Source organism: Saccharothrix sp. DSM 118769 (assembly GCF_052936295.1).
Genome location: NZ_CP193627.1, coordinates 7,454,517 through 7,476,373, shown reverse-complemented (window position 1 = coordinate 7,476,373; position 21,857 = coordinate 7,454,517). Strand labels below are relative to the sequence as shown.

Annotated in this window: 19 protein-coding genes; 14 read left to right on the top strand and 5 right to left on the bottom strand. The window is 73.6% G+C overall.

The window, feature by feature from the left end:
• Positions 1 to 6: 6 nt before the first annotated feature.
• The 4 genes from ACRAKJ_RS31185 to ACRAKJ_RS31170 all read left to right on the top strand — a co-directional run bounded on the left by ACRAKJ_RS31185 (position 7) and on the right by ACRAKJ_RS31170 (position 5,091).
• Positions 7 to 2,070: a transglycosylase domain-containing protein gene (locus tag ACRAKJ_RS31185; RefSeq protein ID WP_438924681.1), complete on the top strand. Its 2,064-nt coding sequence runs from the start codon at positions 7 to 9 to the stop codon at positions 2,068 to 2,070.
• A gap of 583 nt (positions 2,071 to 2,653) precedes the next feature.
• Positions 2,654 to 3,442 (top strand): peptidoglycan DD-metalloendopeptidase family protein, encoded by a 789-nt coding sequence (locus ACRAKJ_RS31180; protein WP_438923145.1) that lies wholly within the window; start codon positions 2,654 to 2,656, stop codon positions 3,440 to 3,442.
• Between the two features lie 113 nt (positions 3,443 to 3,555).
• Entirely contained in the window at positions 3,556 to 4,506 is a 951-nt protein-coding gene (locus tag ACRAKJ_RS31175) for an LLM class F420-dependent oxidoreductase (protein WP_438923146.1), read from the top strand.
• 3 nt (positions 4,507 to 4,509) lie between these two features.
• Positions 4,510 to 5,091: a TetR/AcrR family transcriptional regulator gene (locus ACRAKJ_RS31170; protein ID WP_438923147.1), complete on the top strand. Its 582-nt coding sequence runs from the start codon at positions 4,510 to 4,512 to the stop codon at positions 5,089 to 5,091.
• Between the two features lie 51 nt (positions 5,092 to 5,142).
• On the opposite strand, the gene ACRAKJ_RS31165 is transcribed toward ACRAKJ_RS31170, so the two are convergent.
• Positions 5,143 to 5,604, bottom strand: a complete 462-nt coding sequence (locus tag ACRAKJ_RS31165; RefSeq protein WP_438923148.1) for a redoxin domain-containing protein — start codon at positions 5,602 to 5,604, stop codon at positions 5,143 to 5,145.
• Between the two features lie 106 nt (positions 5,605 to 5,710).
• Between ACRAKJ_RS31165 and ACRAKJ_RS31160 the strand changes: the two genes are divergently transcribed.
• From ACRAKJ_RS31160 to treZ, 6 genes are all read left to right on the top strand, one after another.
• Positions 5,711 to 6,634 (top strand): substrate-binding domain-containing protein, encoded by a 924-nt coding sequence (locus tag ACRAKJ_RS31160; RefSeq protein WP_438923184.1) that lies wholly within the window; start codon positions 5,711 to 5,713, stop codon positions 6,632 to 6,634.
• 107 nt (positions 6,635 to 6,741) lie between these two features.
• A complete protein-coding gene (locus tag ACRAKJ_RS31155) occupies positions 6,742 to 8,610 on the top strand; it encodes a 4-alpha-glucanotransferase (protein ID WP_438923149.1) in 1,869 nt (622 codons plus the stop codon).
• An 88-nt stretch (positions 8,611 to 8,698) separates the two neighbouring features.
• Entirely contained in the window at positions 8,699 to 9,046 is a 348-nt protein-coding gene (locus ACRAKJ_RS31150; RefSeq protein WP_438923150.1) for a hypothetical protein, read from the top strand.
• Positions 9,047 to 9,097: 51 nt separating this feature from the next.
• On the top strand, positions 9,098 to 11,221 hold the full coding sequence (glgX, locus tag ACRAKJ_RS31145; protein WP_438923151.1) for a glycogen debranching protein GlgX: 2,124 nt from the start codon (positions 9,098 to 9,100) through the stop codon (positions 11,219 to 11,221).
• Positions 11,218 to 13,398 carry a malto-oligosyltrehalose synthase gene (gene treY, locus ACRAKJ_RS31140; RefSeq protein WP_438923152.1) on the top strand — a complete coding sequence of 727 codons (2,181 nt, stop codon included), beginning with the start codon at positions 11,218 to 11,220 and terminating at the stop codon, positions 13,396 to 13,398. The genes glgX and treY overlap by 4 nt, the downstream gene beginning before the upstream one ends.
• On the top strand, positions 13,395 to 15,128 hold the full coding sequence (gene treZ, locus ACRAKJ_RS31135) for a malto-oligosyltrehalose trehalohydrolase (RefSeq protein ID WP_438923153.1): 1,734 nt from the start codon (positions 13,395 to 13,397) through the stop codon (positions 15,126 to 15,128). Before treY ends, treZ begins: the two co-directional genes overlap by 4 nt.
• Here the strand turns inward: treZ and ACRAKJ_RS31130 are convergent.
• Positions 15,094 to 15,597 (bottom strand): ANTAR domain-containing protein, encoded by a 504-nt coding sequence (locus ACRAKJ_RS31130; protein ID WP_438923154.1) that lies wholly within the window; start codon positions 15,595 to 15,597, stop codon positions 15,094 to 15,096. The genes treZ and ACRAKJ_RS31130 overlap by 35 nt on opposite strands.
• Before the next feature lie 380 nt (positions 15,598 to 15,977).
• Here ACRAKJ_RS31130 and ACRAKJ_RS31125 point away from each other — a divergent pair, with 380 nt between their 5' ends.
• Entirely contained in the window at positions 15,978 to 16,160 is a 183-nt protein-coding gene (locus ACRAKJ_RS31125) for a CsbD family protein (RefSeq protein WP_438923155.1), read from the top strand.
• Positions 16,150 to 16,779, top strand: a complete 630-nt coding sequence (locus ACRAKJ_RS31120) for a UdgX family uracil-DNA binding protein (RefSeq protein WP_438923156.1) — start codon at positions 16,150 to 16,152, stop codon at positions 16,777 to 16,779. The genes ACRAKJ_RS31125 and ACRAKJ_RS31120 overlap by 11 nt, the downstream gene beginning before the upstream one ends.
• 378 nt (positions 16,780 to 17,157) lie before the next feature.
• Here the strand turns inward: ACRAKJ_RS31120 and ACRAKJ_RS31115 are convergent, their stop codons facing one another.
• The 3 genes from ACRAKJ_RS31115 to ACRAKJ_RS31105 form a co-directional block, all read right to left on the bottom strand.
• Complete coding sequence (locus ACRAKJ_RS31115; RefSeq protein WP_438923157.1) at positions 17,158 to 17,673, bottom strand: lytic polysaccharide monooxygenase; 516 nt, start codon at positions 17,671 to 17,673, stop codon at positions 17,158 to 17,160.
• Between the two features lie 494 nt (positions 17,674 to 18,167).
• Entirely contained in the window at positions 18,168 to 19,064 is an 897-nt protein-coding gene (locus tag ACRAKJ_RS31110; RefSeq protein ID WP_438923158.1) for a DUF4231 domain-containing protein, read from the bottom strand.
• The gene (locus tag ACRAKJ_RS31105) at positions 19,061 to 19,702 is read right to left on the bottom strand and encodes a hypothetical protein (protein WP_438923159.1); all 642 of its coding nucleotides are present in this window, start codon (positions 19,700 to 19,702) and stop codon (positions 19,061 to 19,063) included. Before ACRAKJ_RS31105 ends, ACRAKJ_RS31110 begins: the two co-directional genes overlap by 4 nt.
• Positions 19,703 to 19,888: 186 nt before the next feature.
• Here ACRAKJ_RS31105 and ACRAKJ_RS31100 point away from each other — a divergent pair, with 186 nt between their 5' ends.
• Positions 19,889 to 20,122 carry a hypothetical protein gene (locus ACRAKJ_RS31100; protein WP_438923160.1) on the top strand — a complete coding sequence of 78 codons (234 nt, stop codon included), beginning with the start codon at positions 19,889 to 19,891 and terminating at the stop codon, positions 20,120 to 20,122.
• Positions 20,119 to 21,855, top strand: coding sequence for an HEXXH motif domain-containing protein (locus ACRAKJ_RS31095; RefSeq protein WP_438923161.1), 1,737 nt, complete (start codon positions 20,119 to 20,121; stop codon positions 21,853 to 21,855). The genes ACRAKJ_RS31100 and ACRAKJ_RS31095 overlap by 4 nt, the downstream gene beginning before the upstream one ends.
• Positions 21,856 to 21,857: the final 2 nt, after the last annotated feature.

The window sequence follows — 21,857 nt, the reverse complement described above, 5'->3', positions numbered from 1 at the left end:
TGCCTGATGGCGGGTGTGCTCGTCGCGGCGCTGCTCTTCCCCGTCGTGGGCGGCCTCGGGTTGGCCTCCAACCGGGCGGCCGACACCGTCGACCAGACCTCGGCCGAGTTGACCGAGGCCGAGCTGCCGCTCGTGTCCACCGTGCTGGACATGAACGGCCAGCCCATCGCGTACCTGTACGACCAGTACCGCATCCCCGTGCCGTCCGAGGGCATCGCCGACACGATGAAGGCCGCGATCATCGCGATCGAGGACAAGCGGTTCTTCGACCACAAGGGCGTCGACTGGCAGGGCATCGCCCGTGCCGCGGCCAAGGCCGGCGTGGAGGGTGAGACGTCCCAGGGCGCCTCGACGCTGACCCAGCAGTACGTGAAGAACTACCTCGCGTTCGTCGTCGGCAAGGGCTCCGACGAGGCGTACGAGAAGGCGACCGAGGCGACGATCGGCCGCAAGATCAGCGAGGCGCGCATCGCCACGCAGCTCGAGCAGAAGATGACGAAGGACGAGATCCTCACCGCGTACCTCAACGTCGTCCCGTTCGGCAACGGCACGTACGGCGTCGGCGCGGCGGCCCGCACGTACTTCGACACCACGCCCGACAAGCTGACCGTGCCGCAGGCCGCGATGCTCGCCGGCCTGGTCAACGAGCCGAGCCGGCTCAACCCGGGCGCCGACCCCGACCCCGCGATCAAGCGGCGCAACACCGTGATCGACAAGATGCGGGAGAACGGCGCGTTCGGCACGGACGAGAAGGTCGCCAAGGAGAAGGCCGACGAGGCCAAGGCCGCGGACATCGGCGTCGTGCCCGACCTGAAGCTGCTGCCCAACGGCTGCGTCGGCGCGGGCGACGGCCCGGTCTACGGCTTCTTCTGCCGCTACCTGGTCGACTACCTCGACCGCTCGGGCCTGCCGGTCGACGAGATCCTGCGCGGCGGCTACACGATCCACAGCACCATGGACCCGATCGCGACGCGCGCCGCCAAGGAGGCCGCCGAGTCGCAGGTGCCCAAGACCCAGCCGGGCGTGGCCAACGCCATGGCGGTCGTGCAGCCGGGCGGCGACAAGCACCGCGTGCGGGCGCTGGCCGCCAACCGCGACTTCGGCAACAACGCCGAGGCCGGGCAGAGCGCGTACTCCATCCCGGCCGAGGTGACGAAGTTCGGCGCGGGCTCGATCTACAAGGTGTTCACCGCCGCGTCCGCGCTGGAGCGGGGCGTGACCGGCATCGACCGGCAGATCGACGTGCCGGAGACCTACACGTCCCGGGTCTACAAGGACGGCAACAAGGGCTACACGGTCAAGAACGCCGCCAAGTACCCGGAGAAGATGAGCCTGACCCAGGCACTGGCGACGTCGCCGAACACCGGGTTCATCATCCTGGAGGAGAAGGCCGGCCTGAACAACGTCGTCGACATGGCCTACCGGCTCGGCCTGCGCGACTCGATGCAGGGCGTGAACAACGCGGGCGACCCGCTGAAGGCGGACGGCTCCAACGGCCCGTCGCAGGGCGACGTCTACAAGCGCGACAACAGCGGTTCGTTCACCCTGGGCGCCGGTCCGACCAGCATCCTGGAGCTGTCGAACGTCGCGGCGACGATCATGAGCGGCGGCACGTGGTGCCCGCCGACCCCGGTGGAGAAGGTCACCGACCGCAACGGGCAGCCGGTGCAGCTGAAGGAAGCCGGCTGCGAGCAGGCCGTGGCGCCCGAGGTGGCGAACGCCCTGGCCAACGGCATGAGCGCGGACACGAAGCCCGGCGGCACGGCCGCCGCCGCCGCGACCGGCTGGGACCGCCCGATGATCGGCAAGACGGGCACGACCGAGAACCACTGGTCGGTGGCGTTCATCGGCGCGACCCCGCAGTACGCCGGCGCGGTCATGACCTTCACCGACGGCGTGGCGCCCCAGGTCATCTGCAACGGCGCGCCGCCCCGCCTGTGCGGCACGAACGACGCCGGCGGCGTCTTCGGCGGCCAGGTGGCGGCGCCGACCTGGTTCCGGGCGATGCGCGTGGTCCACGAGGGCAAGGCGATCGAGCAGCTCCCGCCGGTGGACCCCCGCTACCGGTAGTCGGAACAGCACCGGACAGGGCCCGCGCCGCTCCCGGCGCGGGCCCTGCCGCGTTCCCGGGGCCGGTCGTGCCGACACCGGCCGCCGCACCCGTCCCGACCTGCGCGAACGTCGTCCGGGACGCCCCTCGTCCGGGGTGTGCCCGACCACGGCGGGTCACCGGTCCCGCCACGCGCGCGGCGACCCGTGCTACGCGGTGCCCTACCTGCACTTCTCGGTTCCCGACGCGACCTTCGATAACGGCACTATGCGAAACCAGCGCGTATCTGAACACGCTGAGTGATAAACGGTGGGGTATCTCACCATCCAGGCGCAGGAGTTGCGCGAAAGCTTGCCTCCATCGGTCACGGCCGGTTACGTTCCCTGCCGCATGTCACGGTTCGGTCACCAAAGGGACACGGCGTCGCTCCCCGAAAGCGGCTCCGCCCGGTTCCCCCGCCAGGCGTCCCGACCGGGCTCCCCGATGCAGGAAGGCACAACCTTGGCACGGCACTCCCAGGCCAGTGGTCGCCGCGCGTTCGCCGCGCCCCCGAGGACCACCGGTCGACCCGGAACCCACCGCGTGAGCTGCGACCGGTTCCCCGTGAGCGGTCGCGTGGCGGCCACCGTCGTCGCGGTCGGCACCCTGACCACCGGCATCGGCGCGGCCACCGGCCTCGGCTCCGACGACACCCGGTTCATCCCCCTCGGCGCCGGGTCCGACGTGGCCGCCGCCCTGGCGCACAGCGCCGCCCCGCGGGCCACCGAGATCCGGACGGTGCACGCCGTCGAGCCCGGCCTGGAGACCGCGAAGCTCATGCGGTCCGAGGCGCTGTACGCGCGGCAGCACGTGGACCAGGCCATCCGGCAGGCGTCCGACGGCTACACCGCGCGCCAGGCCGACCTGAAGCGCCAGCAGGACGAGCAGGCCGCGAAGGACGCCCAGGCGGCGAAGGACGCGGAGGACGTGCGGCTCGCCGCCGAGGCCGCCGCCGTCGCGGCGCGGCCGAAGGCCGTCAAGCCCGCCGAGGGCTCGTTCACGTCCGGGTTCGGCGCGCGCTGGGGCGACACCCACTACGGCGTGGACATCGCCAACTCCATCGGCACCCCGATCCTCTCCGTCGAGGACGGCGTGGTCGTGGAGGCGGGCCCGGCCTCCGGGTTCGGCCTGTGGGTGCGCGTCCGGCACGGCGACGGCACCATCACGATCTACGGGCACGTCAACGAGATCCTCGTGGCCCAGGGCGCGCAGGTGAAGGCCGGTCAGCAGATCGCCACCATGGGCAACCGCGGCCAGTCGACCGGGCCGCACCTGCACTTCGAGGTGTGGGTCGGCGGCGCGCAGAAGATCGACCCCGTCGGCTGGCTCGGCGAGCGCGGCATCACCCTCTGACCCCTCACCCCCCCGTCCCGGAGCGGACCCGTCGGCGTCCCCGGCGGGTCCGCTCCGGCATACCGACTGGTCGGTACCTGGGGTACGGTGGCCCGGAGCTGAGGAGGCGAACAGTGGGCCGTTGGGGAATCACGCTGCCGTTGACCGGGGTGCCCGTGCTCGACCACCGGGAGTTGGTCGCCGAACTGGCCGGCCTCGGCTACACCGACGTGTGGTCGGCCGAGACCGCCGGCACGGACGCGTTCACGCCGCTGGCCCTGGCCGCGCAGTGGGCGCCGGACCTCCGGCTGGGCACGGCCATCGCCCCCGTCTACACGCGCGGCCCCGCGACGCTGGCCATGACGGCGGCCACGCTCGCCGAGGTGTCCGGCGGCCGGTTCGTGCTGGGCATCGGGTCGTCCTCGCCCGCCATCGTGCAGCGGTGGAACGGCGTCGAGTTCAGCGAGCCGTTCAAGCGCACCCGGGACACGCTGCGCTTCCTCAAGGCCGCGCTCGCCGGCGAGAAGGTCACGCGGGAGTACGACACGTTCGCCGTCCGCGGCTTCCGGCTGGAGCGCGCGCCCGAGCGGCCCGTGCCGATCATGCTGGCGGCGCTGCGGCCGGGCATGCTGCGGCTGGCCGGGCGCGAGGCCGACGGCGCCATCACCAACTGGCTCGGCGCGGACGACGTGCCCAGGGTGCGCGAGGAGCTGGGCGAGGGCGAGCTGGCCGCGCGGATCTTCGTGTGCCCGACCGAGGACGCCGACGCGGCCCGCGCGCTGGGGCGGATGCTGATCAGCACCTACCTCACCGTGCCCGCCTACGCGGCGTTCCACGAGTGGCTGGGGCGCGGCGAGGCGCTGCGGCCCATGAACGAGGCGTGGGCGGCGGGCGACCGGCGCGGCGCGGGCGCGCTCGTCCCCGACGAGGTGGTCGACCAGCTGATCGTGCACGGCGGCGTCGACGAGTGCCGGGCGCACGTGGCGCGGTACCGGGCCAACGGGGTGGACACGCCGGTCATCGCGCTGCTGCCCACCGGCGCCGACCAGCTCGACCTGGTGCGCGCCCTGGCACCGGGGGCCTGACCGGTGGCGCGGGGCACCAGGGCCACCCCGGAGCGGATCGTCGCCGCGGCGGTGCGGCTGTTCGCGGCCAAGGGGTTCGACGCGACGACCGTGCAGGAGGTGGTGGAGGCCGCGTCGGTCACCAAGGGCGCGCTCTACCACTACTTCGGGTCGAAGGACGACCTGCTGCTCGCCATCTACCGCTCCCTCATCGGCCGGCAGATGGCCGAGCTGGACTCGATCGTCGCCGCCGGGCTGGACGCGGGCACCACCGTGCGGCACATCCTGGTCAGCCTCGTCGAGACGACGGCGGAGAGCGTGGACGAGACCGCCGTGTTCGTGCGCGAGATGCACCGCCTCGACGCGGAGCGGGTGGCCGAGTTCCGCGCCGAGCGGCGGCGCTACCACGAGACGTTCCGCGACGTGGTGCGGCGGGGCCAGCGCGACGGCGTGTTCGGCGACCGCGTCCCCGCCGACACCGCCGTGCTGATCGCCCTCGGCGTGGTGAACCAGCTGCCGACCTGGTACCGGCCGGACGGCCCGAAGTCGCCCACCGAACTGGGCGTCGAGATCGCGGACTTCGTGCTGGCCGGCCTGCGGCCCTAGGCGCTGCGGGGTCGGGCCCGGGGCTCGGGCTCCTGGGCTCGGGCTCCTGGGTCAGCGAGCGGCGCGCTCCCGGAGGACGGCGAGCGCCTTGTCGGCGTGGGCGTTCATGGCGAACTCCGACTTGATCACCTCGACCACGACCCGGTCGGTGTCGATCACGAACGTGTGCCGCTTCACCGGCAGCGGTCCGAAGCGGCGCTTCACGCCGAACGCCGCCGCCACCTCGCCGTCGGCGTCCGAGAGCAGCGGGTAGTCGAAGTCGTTCAGCGTCGCGAACCGCTTCTGCCGGTCCACCGCGTCCGGGCTGATCCCGACCCGCCGCGCGCCGACCTCGGCGAACTCGGCGGCCAGGTCGCGGAAGTGGCAGCTCTCCGCCGTGCAGCCGGACGTCATCGCGGCCGGGTAGAAGAACAGCACCACCGGACCGCCGGCCAGCAGCGACGACAGGGAGCGCGGCGTGCCGTCCTGGTCGGGCAGGGTGAAGTCGGGGGCGACGTCTCCTGGCTTCGTCACGAACGTCCTTCCACCGGTGGGCCGATCACGTCGCGGGGTTCGCGCCGGGTCCACCGTACGGTTCTCGCTAGGCTCGTACCAGGCCGGGAGGTGGAAGTTGACGAGCATGTCCGACGTGGCGCGGGCCGCCGGGGTGTCCGCCGCGACGGTGTCGCGGGCGCTGCGCGGCGAGCCCGGCGTGTCCGAGGCCACCCGCCGGTACGTCACCGAGGTCGCCAAGCGCATGCGGTACGCGATCGCCCGGGACGCCTCCAGCCTCGCGGGCGGCAGGCGGTACGCGATCGCCGTGCTCACCGGGGACGTGGCGCGCGGCGACCTGCTGGCCGGGGCCGAGGGCGCGCTGCGGCAGGCCGGGTACGACGTGCTGCTGTACGGGCTGCGCGACGCGGCGGCGCGGACCAGGTTCTTCGAGGACGAGCTGCTGCCGCTGGCCCGGCGGGTCGACGGCGTGCTCGCGCTGAGCGTGGGCCTCACCGGGGCCGAGGACGCCGCGCTGGCCGCGCTCGACGTGCCGGTGGTCGCGGTCCGCGCCGACGACCCGCGCGAGGCGCTGGGCCTCGCCGCCCGCCACCTGGCGCGGCTCGGGCACCGCGACGTGGCGCTGGTGCTCGGCGAGGACGTCGACGAGCACCACGAGGCCGCCCTGGTCGCCGAGGGCCTCCGGGTGCGTCCCGAGTGGACGCTGTGGTCGTCGCCGACAGTCGCGGCCGGCGAGCAGGTGGTCGAGGTGCTCTTCGACGGCGAGCACCTGCCCACGGCGGTGATCAGCGCGAGCGGCGAGGTGGCGCTGGGCGCCCTGCTGCGGCTGCGCCGCGACGGCCGGGCCGTGCCGGGCGACGTGTCGGTGGTCAGCCTGGAGGGCGTCGACCTGACCCGGGCCATGGGCATCACCGCCGTCGAGGGCTCCTGGCGCGAGCGCGGCGAGCACGCCGTGCGCGTCCTCCTGGCCACCCTGCGGGGCGAGGACGCGGAGCACGAGCGGCCCGGCGCCCGACTGGTCGCACGGGATTCCTCCGGACCGCTGGTTTGACGACCGCGCGTCCGGGTCATTAACCACCGAGAACTTCCTGCAACCATCGGGTGACCAGGCCCTACCGGCCTGGCCGCGCACCGGCAGAGGAGACCAAGCTGTCCAGCGTGGACGACGAGCTCGCGGCACTGGCCGAGGCACACGGCGTGGCCACCCACTACGAGGACGCCGGGCAGCGCCGCGCGGACGTCGACGCCGACGTCGTGGTGGCCGTCCTCGCCCAACTCGACGTGGACGCCTCCACACCCGAGGCGGTCCGGCGCGCGCTCGCCGCGCCGAAGCCGCCGCCCCGGACGGTGGTGCTCACCGAGGGCGAGGTGCTGGGGGGGACCGGCGCGGTCGACCTGGAGGACGGCGGCGCGGTCGAGCTGCCCGCCGCCCTGCCCGTCGGCTACCACCGGCAGGGCGACCGCACGGTGATCGTCGCCCCCGCGAAGCTCGACCCGGTGCCCCGCGCGTGGGGCTGGATGCTCCAGCTGTACGCGGCGCGCTCGGCCGACTCGTGGGGCATGGGCGACTTCGCCGACCTCGCCACCCTGGCCCGGCGCAGCGCCGAGGAGCTGGGCGCGGGCGTGCTGCTGGTCAACCCGGTGCAGGCGGTCAGCCCGACCACGCCGGTCGAGCGCTCCCCGTACTCGCCGGCCAGCCGCCGCTACGCCAACCCGCTCTACCTGCGGGTGTCGGACGTCCCGGCGTACCGCGCGGCCCCGCCGGAGCTGCGCGCCGAGATCGACGCCCTCAACCCGGGCAACGACACCGAGCTGATCGACTACGACGCGGTGTGGACCGCCAAGGCCCGCGCCCTGGAGCTGCTCTGGCCGCTGGTCGAGCACCGGACGCCCGAGGGCGAGCTGGAGGGCTTCGCCCGGTTCTGCGCGCTGGCCGAGGTGCACGGCCCGGACTGGCGCGAGTGGCCCGAGGAGCAGCGCGACCCCGCCACCGCGACCCCCGACCCGGAGCGGGTGGCGTTCCACGCCTGGCTCCAGGAGCTGTGCGAGCAGCAGCTCGCCGCCGCCCGCCGGGCCGCGCGCGACGCGGGCATGGCGGTCGGCGTCGTGCACGACCTGCCGGTGGGCGTGCACCCCGGCGGCGCGGACACGTGGGCGGTGCGCGACGCGTTCGCCGCCGACGTCACGGTCGGCGCGCCGCCCGACGCGTTCAGCCAGCTCGGCCAGGACTGGAACCTGCCGCCGTGGCGGCCCGACCGGCTCGCCGAGCAGGGCTACGAGCCGTTCCGCCAGGTGGTGCGCAGCGTGCTGCGGCACGCCGACGGCATCCGCATCGACCACGTGGCCGGCCTGTGGCGGCTGTGGTGGATCCCCCCGGGCGAGCCGCCCACCCGCGGCACGTACGTGCACTACGACGCGGACGCGATGCTCGCCGTGCTCAAGGTCGAGGCGAGCCGGGCGAACGCGGTCGTGGTGGGCGAGGACCTGGGCACGGTCGAGCCGAAGGTCACCGAGGCGCTGCACCGCGACGGGATGCTCAGCTCGGCCGTGCTGTGGTTCCAGCGCGAGTGGGAGCTGCCCGACCACCCGCTGATCCCGCCGGAGAAGTGGACCGCGTCGGCCATGGCGAGCATCTCCACCCACGACCTGCCCACGGCCGCCGGTTTCCTGGCCGCGGAACACGTTCGGGTGCGGGCCGAACTGGGGCAGTTTGAAGGCCCCGTCGACGGGGAATACGAGGCAGCCGCGCGCGAGCGCGCGGAGTTGGTCGAACTGCTCAAGCAAGAGGGTGTGCCTGCCGATGACCTGGTTACCGCGTTCCACGCCCTGCTCGCGAAGGCCCGTTCCGTGCTCGTGCTGACATCGCCCCAGGACGCACTGGGTGAGACCCGCCAGCCCAACCTGCCCGGCACCACGGACCAGTACCCCAACTGGCGCATCCCGCTCCCGGTCGCGCTGGACGGCCTGTTCGACGACCCTGGAGTGCGCCGGGTCGCGGCGGCCCTCGCGGGCGGACGCGGCCGATGATCCGCAACACGTGCGTCACCGCGGGCCCCCCACCTGCGGAGTATCGTCCAGAAGTCACCCGTGCAGTGGTTGGAGGTGGCGTTCACCCGTGAACACCGAGTTGGTGGCCCGCACCGGGCTGGTGCCCGAGTTGCCCGAGCAGATGATCCCGTCGGCGGCCCCCGCGGACGCGCTCGAAGTGGCCGTCGAACGCGTCCTGGCGGCTGTCCGCCCGTCCACCCTCGCCGACCCCCGGTCCGGCGCGCACCACGCCGAGGAGTCCCTGCGGGACGCCCTGCGGCGGACCCACGCGGGTTCCGACGAAGCCCTGTCGCAGGCCGTGGCCTGCGCCGAGGCCGCCGCGGAGCACCTGCGCTACCTGGAGCTCCAGGAGGCCAGGCTGCTGCTCGTCGCGGCCCGCGGGCAGCTCGTCAGGTCGCACGCCGGCCGACCGTGACCTAGAACGGTAGGGGTCGGAACGTCTCAGCTCGTCCGGAGGAAAATCCCTGTGCGGCCCTGGCCCGGTACTCCCTACCCGCTCGGCGCGACGTACGACGGCGTCGGCACGAACTTCACCCTCTTCTCGGAGGTCGCGGACTACGTCGAGCTGTGCCTGTTCGACGACGACGGGACCGAGACGCGCGTGCGGTTGCCGGAGGTGGACGGCTTCGTCCACCACGGCTACCTCCTCGGCGTCGGCCCGGGTCAGCGCTACGGCTACCGCGTGCACGGGCCGTACGACCCGGACCGCGGCCTGCGCTGCAACCCGAACAAGCTGCTCATCGACCCGTACGCCAAGGCGATCACGGGCGAGGTGCACTGGCACGAGTCGCTGTTCGGCTACCCGTTCGGGGACCCCGACCAGCGCAACGACGAGGACTCGGCGGGCCACGTGCCGCTGTCGGTCGTGGTCAACCCGTTCTTCGACTGGGCGAACGACCGCCCGCCGAACACCCCGTACAACGAGACCGTCATCTACGAGGCCCACGTCAAGGGCCTGACCATGCAGCACCCGGAGATCCCCGAGCGGTTGCGGGGCACCTACGCGGGCCTGGCGCACCCGGTGGTGATCGACCACCTCAAGGGCCTGGGCGTGACGGCGATCGAGCTGATGCCCGTGCACCAGTTCGTCACCGACCACGGCCTGAGCGAGAAGGGCCTGCGCAACTACTGGGGCTACAACACCATCGGCTTCTTCGCCCCGCACGAGGACTACGCGGCGCTGAGGGACAACGCGGGCCAGGTGCAGGAGTTCAAGGGCATGGTCCGCGCCCTGCACGAGGCCGGCATCGAGGTCATCCTCGACGTGGTCTACAACCACACCGCCGAGGGCAACCACCTGGGGCCGACGCTGTCCATGCGCGGCATCGACAACCAGGCGTACTACCGGCTGGTCGAGGACGACCAGAAGTTCTACATGGACTACACCGGCACCGGGAACTCGCTGAACGTGCGCAGCCCGCACACGCTCCAGCTGATCATGGACTCGCTGCGGTACTGGGTGACCGAGATGCGGGTCGACGGGTTCCGCTTCGACCTCGCCGCCACCCTGGCCCGCGAGTTCTACGACGTGGACCGGCTGTCCACGTTCTTCGACCTCGTGCAGCAGGACCCGGTGGTCAGCCAGGTCAAGCTCATCGCGGAGCCGTGGGACGTCGGGCCCGGCGGCTACCAGGTCGGCAACTTCCCGCCGCTGTGGACCGAGTGGAACGGCAAGTACCGCGACACGGTGCGCGACTTCTGGCGCGGCGAGCCGGCCACGCTCGGCGAGTTCGCCTCCCGCATCACCGGTTCGTCGGACCTCTACAAGGACGACGGGCGGCGGCCGTACGCGTCGGTCAACTTCGTCACCGCGCACGACGGCTTCACCCTCAACGACCTGGTCTCGTACAACGACAAGCACAACGAGGCCAACGGCGAGGACGGCCGCGACGGCGCCGACGACAACCGGTCGTGGAACTGCGGCGTCGAAGGGCCCACCGACGACCCCGAGGTCAACGAGCTGCGGGCCCGCCAGCAGCGGAACATGCTGGCCACGCTGCTGCTGTCGCAGGGCGTGCCGATGCTGCTGCACGGCGACGAGATGGGTCGCACGCAGCAGGGCAACAACAACGCCTACTGCCAGGACACCGAGCTGTCCTGGGTGGACTGGACGCTGTCCGAGAAGAACCGCGACCTGGTCGACTTCACCGCGGCGCTCACCGAGTTCCGCAAGCAGCACCCCGTGCTGCGCCGCCGCCGGTTCTTCGCGGGCAAGCCCATCCGCAAGGGCGACGAGCTGCGCGATATCGCCTGGTTCACACCTTCGGGTGAAGAAATGCAGGAGCAGAACTGGGATGACGGGTTCGGCAAGTGCATCGTCGTGTTCCTCAACGGCGAGGGCATCCCGGACCTGGACCAGCGCGGCATGCGGGTGCTCGACGACTCGTTCCTGGTGGCGTTCAACGCCCACCACGAGGACATCGACGTGACCCTGCCGGAGGAGGGCTACGGCGTGCAGTGGACGCCCGTGGTCGACACCGCCACCGGCGCGGTGACCAGCCCCGACCAGGGTGAACCGGTGCAGGCGGGCGGCACGCTCGCGCTGCGCGCCCGGTCCCTGGTCGTGCTCCAGCGGACGGGTCAGGAATGAGCGGGCAGGGGACGCCGCCGTCCGCCACCTACCGCCTCCAGTTCACGCCGGACTTCACCTTCGCCGACGCGGAGGCCGTCGTCGACTACCTCGACGCGCTGGGCGCGGGCGCGCTGTACGCGTCGCCGCTGCTGGAGGCCGTGCCGGGCTCCACGCACGGCTACGACGTGACCGACCCGACGAAGGCCCGCGAGGACTTCGGCGGCGAGGCCGGGCGGGTCGCGCTGAGCAAGGCCGTCCGGCGCGCCGGCCTCGGGTTCGTGCTGGACATCGTGCCCAACCACATGGCCGTGGACGACGGGCAGGTCAACCCGTGGTGGCAGGACGTCCTGCGGCACGGGCGGGACTCGGTGTACGCGAAGTACTTCGACGTGGACTGGGGTTCGGGGCCGCTCAAGCTGCCGTTCGCCGGCGACGAGGGCTCCGAGGAGCACCACGAGCACTACGACCTGGTGTTCTGGCGGCGCGGCAACACCGAGCTGAACTACCGCCGGTTCTTCGACATCACCACGCTCGCCGCGGTCCGCGTCGAGGACCCCGAGGTGTTCGACGCCACCCACGACGAGGTGCTGCGCTGGGTGGCGGCGGGCGAGGTCACCGGCCTGCGCGTGGACCACCCGGACGGCCTGGCCGACCCCGGCGGGTACGTGCGGCGGCTCAGGGAGCGCTCGGGCGGCGCGTGGCTGGTCGTGGAGAAGATCCTCGGCGCCGACGAGCCGCTGCCCGCGAGCTGGCCCGCGGACGGCACCACCGGCTACGACGCGCTGCGCGAGGTGTGCGGGCTGTTCGTCGACCCCGCCGGCGAGGCCGGGTTCACCGCGCTGGCCGAGGAGCTGGGCGTGCCCGTGGACTTCCACGCCGTGGAGCGCGAGTCCCGCGAGCTGGTGGCGCGCACGATCCTGCGCGCCGAGGTGCGGCGGATCGCGGCGCTGGTCGACCACCCGGACCGGGACGCCGCCGAGCGCGCCGTCGCCGAGGTCATGGTCGGCTTCCCGGTCTACCGCTCCTACCTGCCCGAGGGGCTCGACGCGTGGGAGGCGGCGATCGCCTCGGCCACGTCGCCCGCGGCCCGCGCCCTGGACGAGCAGGTCCGCGCCGACCCGGGCGGCGAGCTGGCCACCCGGCTCCAGCAGACCTCCGGCATGGTCGTGGCCAAGGGCACCGAGGACACCGCGTTCTACCGGTACACCCGGTTCGTCGCGCTCAACGAGGTCGGCGGCGCGCCCGACCGGTTCGGCGTGCCCGTCGAGGAGTTCCACCGCAGGCAGGCGGCGCGCGAGGCGTCCCACCCGCACGCCATGACGACGCTGTCGACGCACGACACCAAGCGGTCCGAGGACGTGCGGGCCCGGCTCGCGGTGCTCGCCGAGATCCCCGGCGAGTTCGCCGACCACGTGCGCCGGTGGACCGCCGCGCACCCGATCGACGAGCCGTCGCTCAACGCGCTGGCCTGGCAGTCCCTGGTCGGCGCGTGGCCCACCACCGCCGACCGGATGCGCGCCTACCTGGACAAGGCCGCCAAGGAGTCGAAGGTCCGCACCACGTGGACCGACCACGACGAGGAGTTCGAGGCCGCCGTCGCCGCGTGGCCCGACGAGGTGCTGGACGGGCCGGTGGCCGCCGAGGTCGCCTCGTTCGTCGACCGGGTCGTGGCGCCGGGCTGGTCCAACGCGCTCGGCCAGAAGCTCGTGCAGCTCACCGCGCCGGGCGTGCCCGACGTCTACCAGGGCACCGAGCTGTGGGACCTGTCGCTGGTCGACCCGGACAACCGGCGGCCCGTCGACTACGAGGTGCGGCGGCGGCTGCTGGCCCGCCTCGACGGGGGCTGGCTGCCCGACGTCGACGACTCCGGCGCGGCCAAGCTGCACGTCGTGCGCCACGCGCTGCGGCTGCGGCGGGAACGGCCGGAGCTGTTCCGCGGCTACCGGCCGCTGCCCGCCTCCGGACCGGCCGCGGCGCACGCGGTCGCGTTCGAGCGGACCGGCGTGGTCGCGGTCGCCACCCGCCTGCCCCTGGGCCTGGCCGACGCGGGCGGCTGGGGCGGCACCGCGCTGCCGCTGCCGCCGGGGGAGTGGACCGACGTGCTCACCTCCCGGTCCGGCCTGTCGGGCGCCCCCCGGCTGGCCGACCTGCTGGACCGCTACCCGGTGGCCCTGCTCGTGCGAGGAGACCAGTGACTTTCTCGGTGTGGGCGCCGTCGCGCGACCGCGTCCAGGTCCGCGTCGACGGCCGCGACCACGAGATGACCGCGGGCGCGGGCGGGTGGTGGCACGCCGACGTCCCCGGCGCGGACGCGCCCGGCACGGACTACGCGTTCGTGCTGGACGGCTCCGGCGAGGCGCTGCCCGACCCGCGCTCGGCGTGGCAGCCCGGGGGCGTGCACGGCCCGTCCCGCGTCTACGACCACTCGGCGTTCGCCTGGACCGACGGCGCGTGGACCGGGCGCGCCCTGCCCGGCGCGGTCGTCTACGAGCTGCACGTCGGCACGTTCACGCCCGGCGGCACGTTCGACGCGGCCGTCGAGCGGCTCGACCACCTCGTGGACCTCGGCGTCACGCACGTCGAGGTGATGCCGGTCAACTCGTTCGACGGCACCGCGGGCTGGGGCTACGACGGCGTGCTGTGGGGCGCGGTGCACGAGCCCTACGGCGGGCCCGACGGGTTCAAGCGGTTCGTCGACGCCTGCCACGCGCGGGGCCTCGCCGTGCTGCTCGACGTGGTCTACAACCACCTCGGGCCGTCCGGGGCCTACCTCGACCGGTTCGGGCCGTACTTCGCGGGCAGCAACGACTGGGGCCCCGGCCTCAACCTCGACGGCTCCGGCGCCGACGAGGTGCGCCGGTACGTGGTCGACAACGCGCTGGGCTGGCTGCGCGACTTCCACGTCGACGGGCTGCGGCTGGACGCCGTGCACGCCCTCGTGGACCGCAGCGCGGTGCACCTGCTCGAACAGCTGGCCGTCGAGGTCGACGCGCTGTCGGCGGGCCTCGGCAGGCCGCTGACGCTGATCGCGGAGTCCGACCTCAACGACGCCCGCCTGGTCACCGCGCGCGAGGCCGGCGGGTACGGGCTGCACGCCCAGTGGGCCGACGACCTGCACCACGCGCTGCACGTGGCGCTCAGCGGCGACACCTCCGGCTACTACCCCGACTTCGCGGGGAAGCTGGCGACGACGCTGCGCGGGACGTTCCTGCACGCGGGCACGTGGTCGTCGTTCCGGGGCCGCCGGCACGGCCGCCCGGTCGACCCGAGGCTGCCCGGCTACCGCTTCCTGGCCTACCTGCAGAACCACGACCAGGTCGGCAACCGCGCCACCGGCGACCGGCTGTCCGCGACCGTGCCGTGGCGGCGGCTCGCGGTGGGCGCGGCGATCGTGCTCACCTCGCCGTACACGCCGATGATCTTCATGGGCGAGGAGTGGGCGGCGAGCACGCCGTGGCAGTTCTTCGCCTCGTTCCCCGACCCGGAGCTGGCCGAGGCCGTGCGCACCGGGCGGCGGCGCGAGTTCGGCCGGCACGGGTGGGGCGAGTCCGAGGTGCCCGACCCGATGGACCCGGAGACGGTGCGCCGGTCCACCCTGGAGTGGGACGAGGTGGCCGAGCCCGGCCACCGGGAGCTGCACGGCGCGTACCGGGAGCTGATCCGCCTGCGCCGGGCGCGGCCCGAGCTGGCCGACCCGGGCCTCGACCGGTTCGCGGTGCGCGAGGAGGGCTCGGTGCTGGTGCTGCACCGGGGCGACCTCCGGGTCGCGGCCAACCTGGGTCCGGACACCGCGGTGAACCTCGACGTCGAGCCGGGGGAGCTGCTGCTGGCCTCCGAGGGCGTGAAGGTGGTCGGACGGGCGGTGCACCTGCCCGCCGACTCCTTCGCCGTCATCTCTCCTCGGGCAGCCAGCCGACCTCGGTGAGCTTCTCCGCCAGCAGCTGGCCGGCCAGGGTCACCTGGTCGGCCAGCTGTCTTCGCACCTCGGCCTGCTCGTCACCGGAGTCCTGCGCCGCCGCGTAGGCGTCGTAGGCGGCGACGAGCTGCCGCGCCGCGTGCACCACGTCCACCCCCGGCCACTCGGACGCGGCGACCCGCCCGTTGGTCTCGGCCGAGTGGTGCACCGCGCGCACAGCCTGGCGCGGCCCCAGTTCGACGGACAGGTCGAGCAGCTTCAGGGCGATCGTGTGCAGCTTGACGTTGTGGTGCTGCGACATGCGCACGAGCAGTTGGAAGCCCTCCTGGGGCGTGCAGCCCTGGACGGCGGAGATCAGGCCCGTGGCCTGACCGATCACCGTGCGCGTCTGCACGGCTTTGCGCAGCCCCACCACCTCGGCCTCGAGGCTGGCGATCCGCGCGGTCAGCGAATCGTCTCGGCCGTTGTCCCCGACCACGGTCGGGCTCCTCTCTCGCACGTCGGTACCGGTAGCCAGGCCAGCAGTGCGAGAGTCGTGGACACGCGGGTGCCAACACCGGCAAGCCCACAGCTCTCGCTGACCCTCGTGCCCTCGCGGGCTCCCGGGGTGGCTTGCGGCTGGCTTTTCAACCGCGTAGACGATCACCGTAGTAGAGGGAGGGTGGCCCGCTGCAACTGGACTGCCCCCTCCGTGGCGAGCCGACCACGCCACGCAGCCTTGGGTAAGGCTCCGACCTGCGGCGATGCCGTGAGGTCAGGTGCGGGTCGCCGGCCGTGCGCGACGGGCGCCGGGTTTCCCGCCGGGTGCGGCGGGTACCCCGTTCGTGAGAACGGATGTCGAGCGAAGGGACACGGCCCATGGGTGCCGACGAGAAGTTCGACAACAAGGCCGAGGAGCTCAAGGGGAGGGCCAAGGCCGCGGTGGGCGACGCCACCGACAACGAGCAGTGGCAGGCCGAGGGCCGCGCCGAGCAGGCCAAGGGCTCCCTCAAGCAGGCGGCGGAGAAGGTCAAGGACGCGTTCCGCGGCAATGGCAAGTAGGAACTCCACGAGCGCCGCCGAGTTCGTGCCGGAAGGCGCGGACCTGGCGGCGCTCCGCCGTGCGGCGGCCTCCTGCGAGGGCTGCCACCTGCACGCGCCCGCCACGCGGACCGTGTTCGGCACGGGACCCGAGGACGCGCGCCTCGTGCTGGTCGGCGAGCAGCCCGGCGACGTCGAGGACCGCGAGGGCGAACCGTTCGTGGGCCCCGCCGGTCGCCTGCTCGACAAGGCGCTGGCCGAGACCGGCCTGGACCGCGAGGGCGCCTACCTGACCAACGCGGTCAAGCACTTCAAGTTCGAGGAGCGCGGCAAGCGGCGCATCCACAAGTCGCCCGCGCGGGGCGAGGTCGTGGCCTGCCTGCCGTGGCTGGAGGCCGAGCTGGCGCGGATCGGGCCCGACCTGGTCGTGTGCCTCGGCGCGACGGCGGCCAAGGCCGTCCTGGGCCCCTCCGCGAAGGTGACCGAGCTGCGCGGCACGCTCCAGCACGTCGGCGAGCAGGCGGTGATCGCGACCATCCACCCGTCGGCGATCCTGCGCGCCCCCGACCGGGACGAGGCGTACCGGGGTTTCGTGGCGGACCTGCGCGTCGTGCACGACCACCTGTACGCGTCATCCTGATCCCCGTTCGTGTGACGCAACTGCCACGAACGAGCTAAAACGTGAAACGGCCCCCTGACCGCTTCCCCACGCCGAGCGCGGGGCCGAGCTGGACTGGGCTCGGGGTCACGGGGGCCGGGTGGCTGCCTGGGATTCGCCCAGACCACCTTGGGAAAGGCCGGTCCTAGCGGACAGCCACCTCACGACGAGTCCTGTAGCTATGCAACTTCGGACCACCTCCTTCCTCGTGTACCTCGAACTTATGCGAGGTGCGCGGTGGCGTGCAACGGAAAATCCTGTCTCGTGCGCCACGGTCCCCGGAGCCCCGTCAGCGGGGCCGGTGGTGGTGCGGCGGGGTGCCGGGCCGCGCCGCCGCGACGGCGCGACCCGGACCCGCGGTCAGCCCGCGTTCACGTCGACGCAGGAGTAGAACGCGTTGGACGTGTCGCTGATGTTCCAGATGGCGAGCACCGTCTGGCGACCCGACGAGGGCAGCGTCACCGTGTGCGACACGGTGGCCGGCGGCTGCTGGTTGTTGCCGCTGAAGTTGCCCACCCGCTGGCCGTTCACGTAGTACTCGTAGTTGGCCGTGGCGTGCCGCGCGGTGAAGGTCCAGTTGAACGTGACGGTCCGGCCGGTCGAGGCGACCTTCCAGCCCTTGTTGTTGTCGTTCAGCTCGGCGAACCGGGCGACGCCGCCGTTGCAGCTGCGCAGGCCCTTCGGGCCCTCCACGCTCTGCGGCTCCCACTTGATGTCACCGCACGGGACCAGGTTCCGGGCGCACTGCGCCTGGCGGCTCGCGGGCGACGAGATGTAGCCGTGCGCGAACGCGGGCGCGCTCGGCAGCGCGACGGTCACGAGCGGGGCGGCCAGCACGCCCGCCGCTACCGCGGCGATCCTTCGACGGAGTGGCATGTCAGGGACTCCTCTTGTCGGATTTGGCGAAGACGCTCGGGCGAACGCCAACCCGTGAGGTGCGCTGGGTGGTCGAGCGTGACGTTCACCCAAACGCGGCGGCAGGTCTAGACCATACTCTCTGTGATTGCCCGGTGACAACCGTTAAGAGGTCCAGACCTGTCGCCGGTGTCCCGTCCACCCGGACCTCGCGGTCTCCGGACCCGGCTCCGGGACGTGGGGCGCGGGAAGAGGCGCCGATGACGGGGCTGACCGCTGCGGAGGTCGGGTTCCTCCAGGATCACGAGGACGAGCAACCTCGGACGTGGCGATCCTGGACCGGGGCGCTCGCGAGAAGCGACCGCGGCTGATCGGGCCGGGCGCTCCCGGTCCGTCCTCCGGTGGGTGAAGTTCCCGCGCGCCCGAAAACGGGTGGGGGCCGGGGCACGAGGGGGAGCAGCCCTGCCACCCCGCCGTGCGGGACACCCGGTCACCCCGCCGGGCGGGACAGCCGGTCAGCCCGCCGGGCGGGTCCGGGACGCGCGCCACATCGTGTGCTCGCGGCTCACCGCGTCCTCCGCGTCCGCGACCTCCGCCGCCCAGCTCGCCTCGTCCTCCACCAGCTCCAGCCTGCCGCGCACGATCGCCAGCTCGTTCGCCGCGAACGTGTAGGCGCGCGCCAGCGTGGACAGCTGCCGCAGGCTGATCCACGCCGTGCCCGCCGCGATCACCGCCGCCACCACGCCCGCCAGGTCGAACGTCACCGCGCCGACCGCCTTGGCCAGCGCCGCGCAGATGCCGAACACCTCGATCCCCAGCAGCCCGGCCCGCCACCACCCGGCCAGCCGCTCGTTGCGCGCCGCCTTCGCCGTGTACCAGTCCTGCTGGTCGACGATCCGCGCCTTCAGGTAGGCCGCCTTGCGCTCGGCCAGCGGCGCGGCGCGCAGCGCCCTCATCGCCGGCGTCACCGCGGGCCGCCGGGACGGCCGGATGCTCGTCGGCGGCGCGTCCTCCAGCAGCTGGTGCACCTGCCGGATGAACCGGCGCTCGTCCGCCTGCGCGTCCAGGGGGCCCAGCCGGTCGAACGGCCTGCCGCCCGCGCTGTACTTCCAGGCCAGGCTCTTCGCGGACTCGGCCAGCGCCCGGCCGTCGTACCAGCGGTCCTCCGGGCGCGCGGCCTTCAGGTTCAGCTCGGTCACGGTCACCGCGGCCAGCGCGACGGCCGTGCCGATCGCCGCCACGTCCACCCGGCCGACCAGCAGCGGCACCGCGCCCGTCGCGGCGGCCAGCACGGCCAGCAGCAGCCGTAATCGCACGGTGCGGACGTACCGCCGCTGGCCGTCCACCGAGGCCGTGTCGGCCGCCTCGAACAAGCCGGGCAGGTCCTCGTCCCCCAAGCCCCTCGCGGTCATCCAGTACCTCCCGGTCGGACCGTGAACACCCCTTCGACGTGCGCGCGCAGCTCCTCCGCGCCCAGCACCGTGGTCAGCGGCGACCCGGCGACGCTCGCCGAGCGCTCGTCCGCGCCGCCCGCGATGGCGTCCGCCGTGCGCCCCGTGCCGCGCAGCACCACCAGGGGCCGGTCGCGCAGCAGGCTCTGCTCGGCGTCGTCGAACGCGACGGCCCCGCCGTTGGCGAGCACCGTCAACGACGGCCGCGGCCCCGCCACCACGTCGGCCACCTCGGCCAGCCACGCCGCCTCGTCACCCCAGCCCGAGCCGGGCACGAGCACCCGGTGCGTGTGGTTCGGCTCGGTCACGGCCTCCCCGGCCAGCGCCTCGACGATCACCCCGACCAACGGGAACCGCCCCCGCCCGGCCGCCCGAGCCCGACCGACGGCGCGCATCACGCCCACGTCCGTGCCGCCGTCCACCACCACCGCGCGGTGCTCCTCCAGCAGCGGCACGAGGTCGCGCAGCACCCGCTCCAGCAGGTCCACGTCGTCGGTGGGCATGCCGTCGGCGCCGCCGACCAGCACCAGCACCGGACGTCCCGCCGGCAGCCCCGCGCCGGCCAGCCCGGCCCTCGACGTGACCCGAACCGTCTCCATGATCGGCGACCGTACCCGCGCGCGGGGCCCGGTGTCCGTGCTCCGGCGGAAGGCGGCGCGGTGGTGCACGTGAGCACGCCCGTGCATTGCGCCGGGGCGCGCATCGCGTTCCCCGCGGCGGAATGGACCTGATGGCCGTGGGGGGAATATCCGCCTGGCCGCTGCCGAACGCGTACGCGTTCGGGCATGATGGATTCGGGCGGGCACCAGGAGGCGGTCGACATGGCGGTGGAAACACCAGAAGAACTGTCCTCGGAGTTGTTGGACCTGACCTCGACGTCGTTGTCCGAGATGAGATCACTGCACGACCCCGCGCTGGACCGGGCGATTCACCGGACGCTGGACCGCTTCCGCCGGGGCCGAGCGGGTGATTCCGTGCAGCAGCAGTCGCAGGGGAACCTGCTCCCGGTACCGGTGTGAGGTCGACCCGACTGAGCGGCCACCGGCTGCCGGGTTTCGTGTTCGAGGAGATCTGCGCCGGTTCGGTCTCGGCGGCCGGAATGGCAATTTTGCGGAAAACGCAGTACAGCGTCCGCAGGTTGCGGTTGCGCGCGTTGCTCGACGCCGCTCCCGCCGTCGAGGACCGCCTGGGACCGTTCGCCGACCTCGATTCCTCGTGGGTGCTGCTGGCGCGGGCGGAGGAGGTCGCGCCGGACGCCGTCGAGGACGTGCTGATGCACCCGTCGGTCGGGGTGTGGCTCAGCCGCGCCCTGCGCCAGGCGCTGGGCACGGTCGCCGACGCCACGCCGCTGTGGTCGGAGGTGGGGTGGTTCCACTCCGTCGTCGCCGCCGCGGCCGTTCGGGCCGGGCTCGCGTGCGAACTCGTCGTGCCCGTCGTGCACGGGGCGGTGACCCTGCCGTCGCTGGGGGCGTACGTGCTGCCGAACCGCTTCCCGGTGGGGCACGCGACGCTGCGCTCCGCGGCCGGGGGCGTGGAGGTCGAGGTGGCGGGCCGGCCCGCGCCGGTGCGCCGGGAACCGGTCAAGCGCCACCGGGCCACCGCGCGCGGCCGGGCGGTCGAGGTGGTGGTGGACGACCTCGACCCGTACCGCGAGTTCACGAGCCCGGTGCCGCCGGACCCGCTGGACGAGGTCGAGTGGGCCGAGTGGCGCAAGCTGCTCGGCGAGGCGTGGGACCTGCTGACCGCGCAGCACCCCGAGGCGGCGGAGGAGCTGTCCGCGGGGCTGTCGGCGGTGGTCCCGCTCCCCGCCGGCCGGGACGTCTTCGCCGCCTCCTCGGCCGCGGCGTTCGGCGCCGTCGCCATGTCGCCGAAGCGGTCCGCGACGGAGTTCGGCGAAGCGCTCGTGCACGAGCTCCAGCACTCCAAGGTCAACGCCCTGCTCGACCTCGTGCGCCTGCACGAGGAGGACGCGTGGCCGAGGTTCTACGCGCCGTGGCGGGACGACCCGCGGCCCGTGGACGGCCTCCTGCACGGCGTCTACGCGTTCGTCAGCGTCGTCGAGTTCTGGCACGTGCAGCGCGGCCGGGCACCCGCGTCACCGACCCGCCGGGCCGAGTTCGGCCTCGCCCTGCGCGCCCACCAGGTCGGTGCGGCGATCGCCGGGCTGCGCGGTGCGGTCGAGCTCACCGACCTGGGCCGGCGGTTCGTCGCCGCGGTCTCCGTGCGCCTGGCGGCGTGCGAACCGGGCGACCTGCCGCCGGACCTGGTGGCGGCCGTCGCCGACCTCACCGCCGAGCACGCCACGACCTGGCGCCTGCGGCACGTGCGCCCGGACGGCGACGAGGTCGAGGACGCCGTCGACGCCTGGCTGGGACGACGGCCGGCGCGCGGCGCGGCCGGCCGCGGCGAGGTCGTGCCCTCGACCGCCTCCGGCGACTCGCTGCTCGCGGCGCTGCTCAGGCTGCGCGCGCTCGACCCGGACGAGTACGACCGCCTGCGGCCGGGGGGCGGGCCGGAGTTCGCCCACCTGCGCGGTGACCGCGCGGCGGCGGTCGACGGGTGGGGCGCGCGGCTCGACGCGGCACCGCACGACGTCGCGGCCTGGGCCGGCCTGGGCCTCTCCCTCGGTTCCCCGACCCTGCGCCGCGCCCCGGAACTCGTCCGGGCCGTCCACCGGGGCGTGGCGGCGCGCACGGGCGCACCGCCACCGCCGGTGGACCTGGTGGGCTGGTTCGACCGGGCCACCAGGTGACC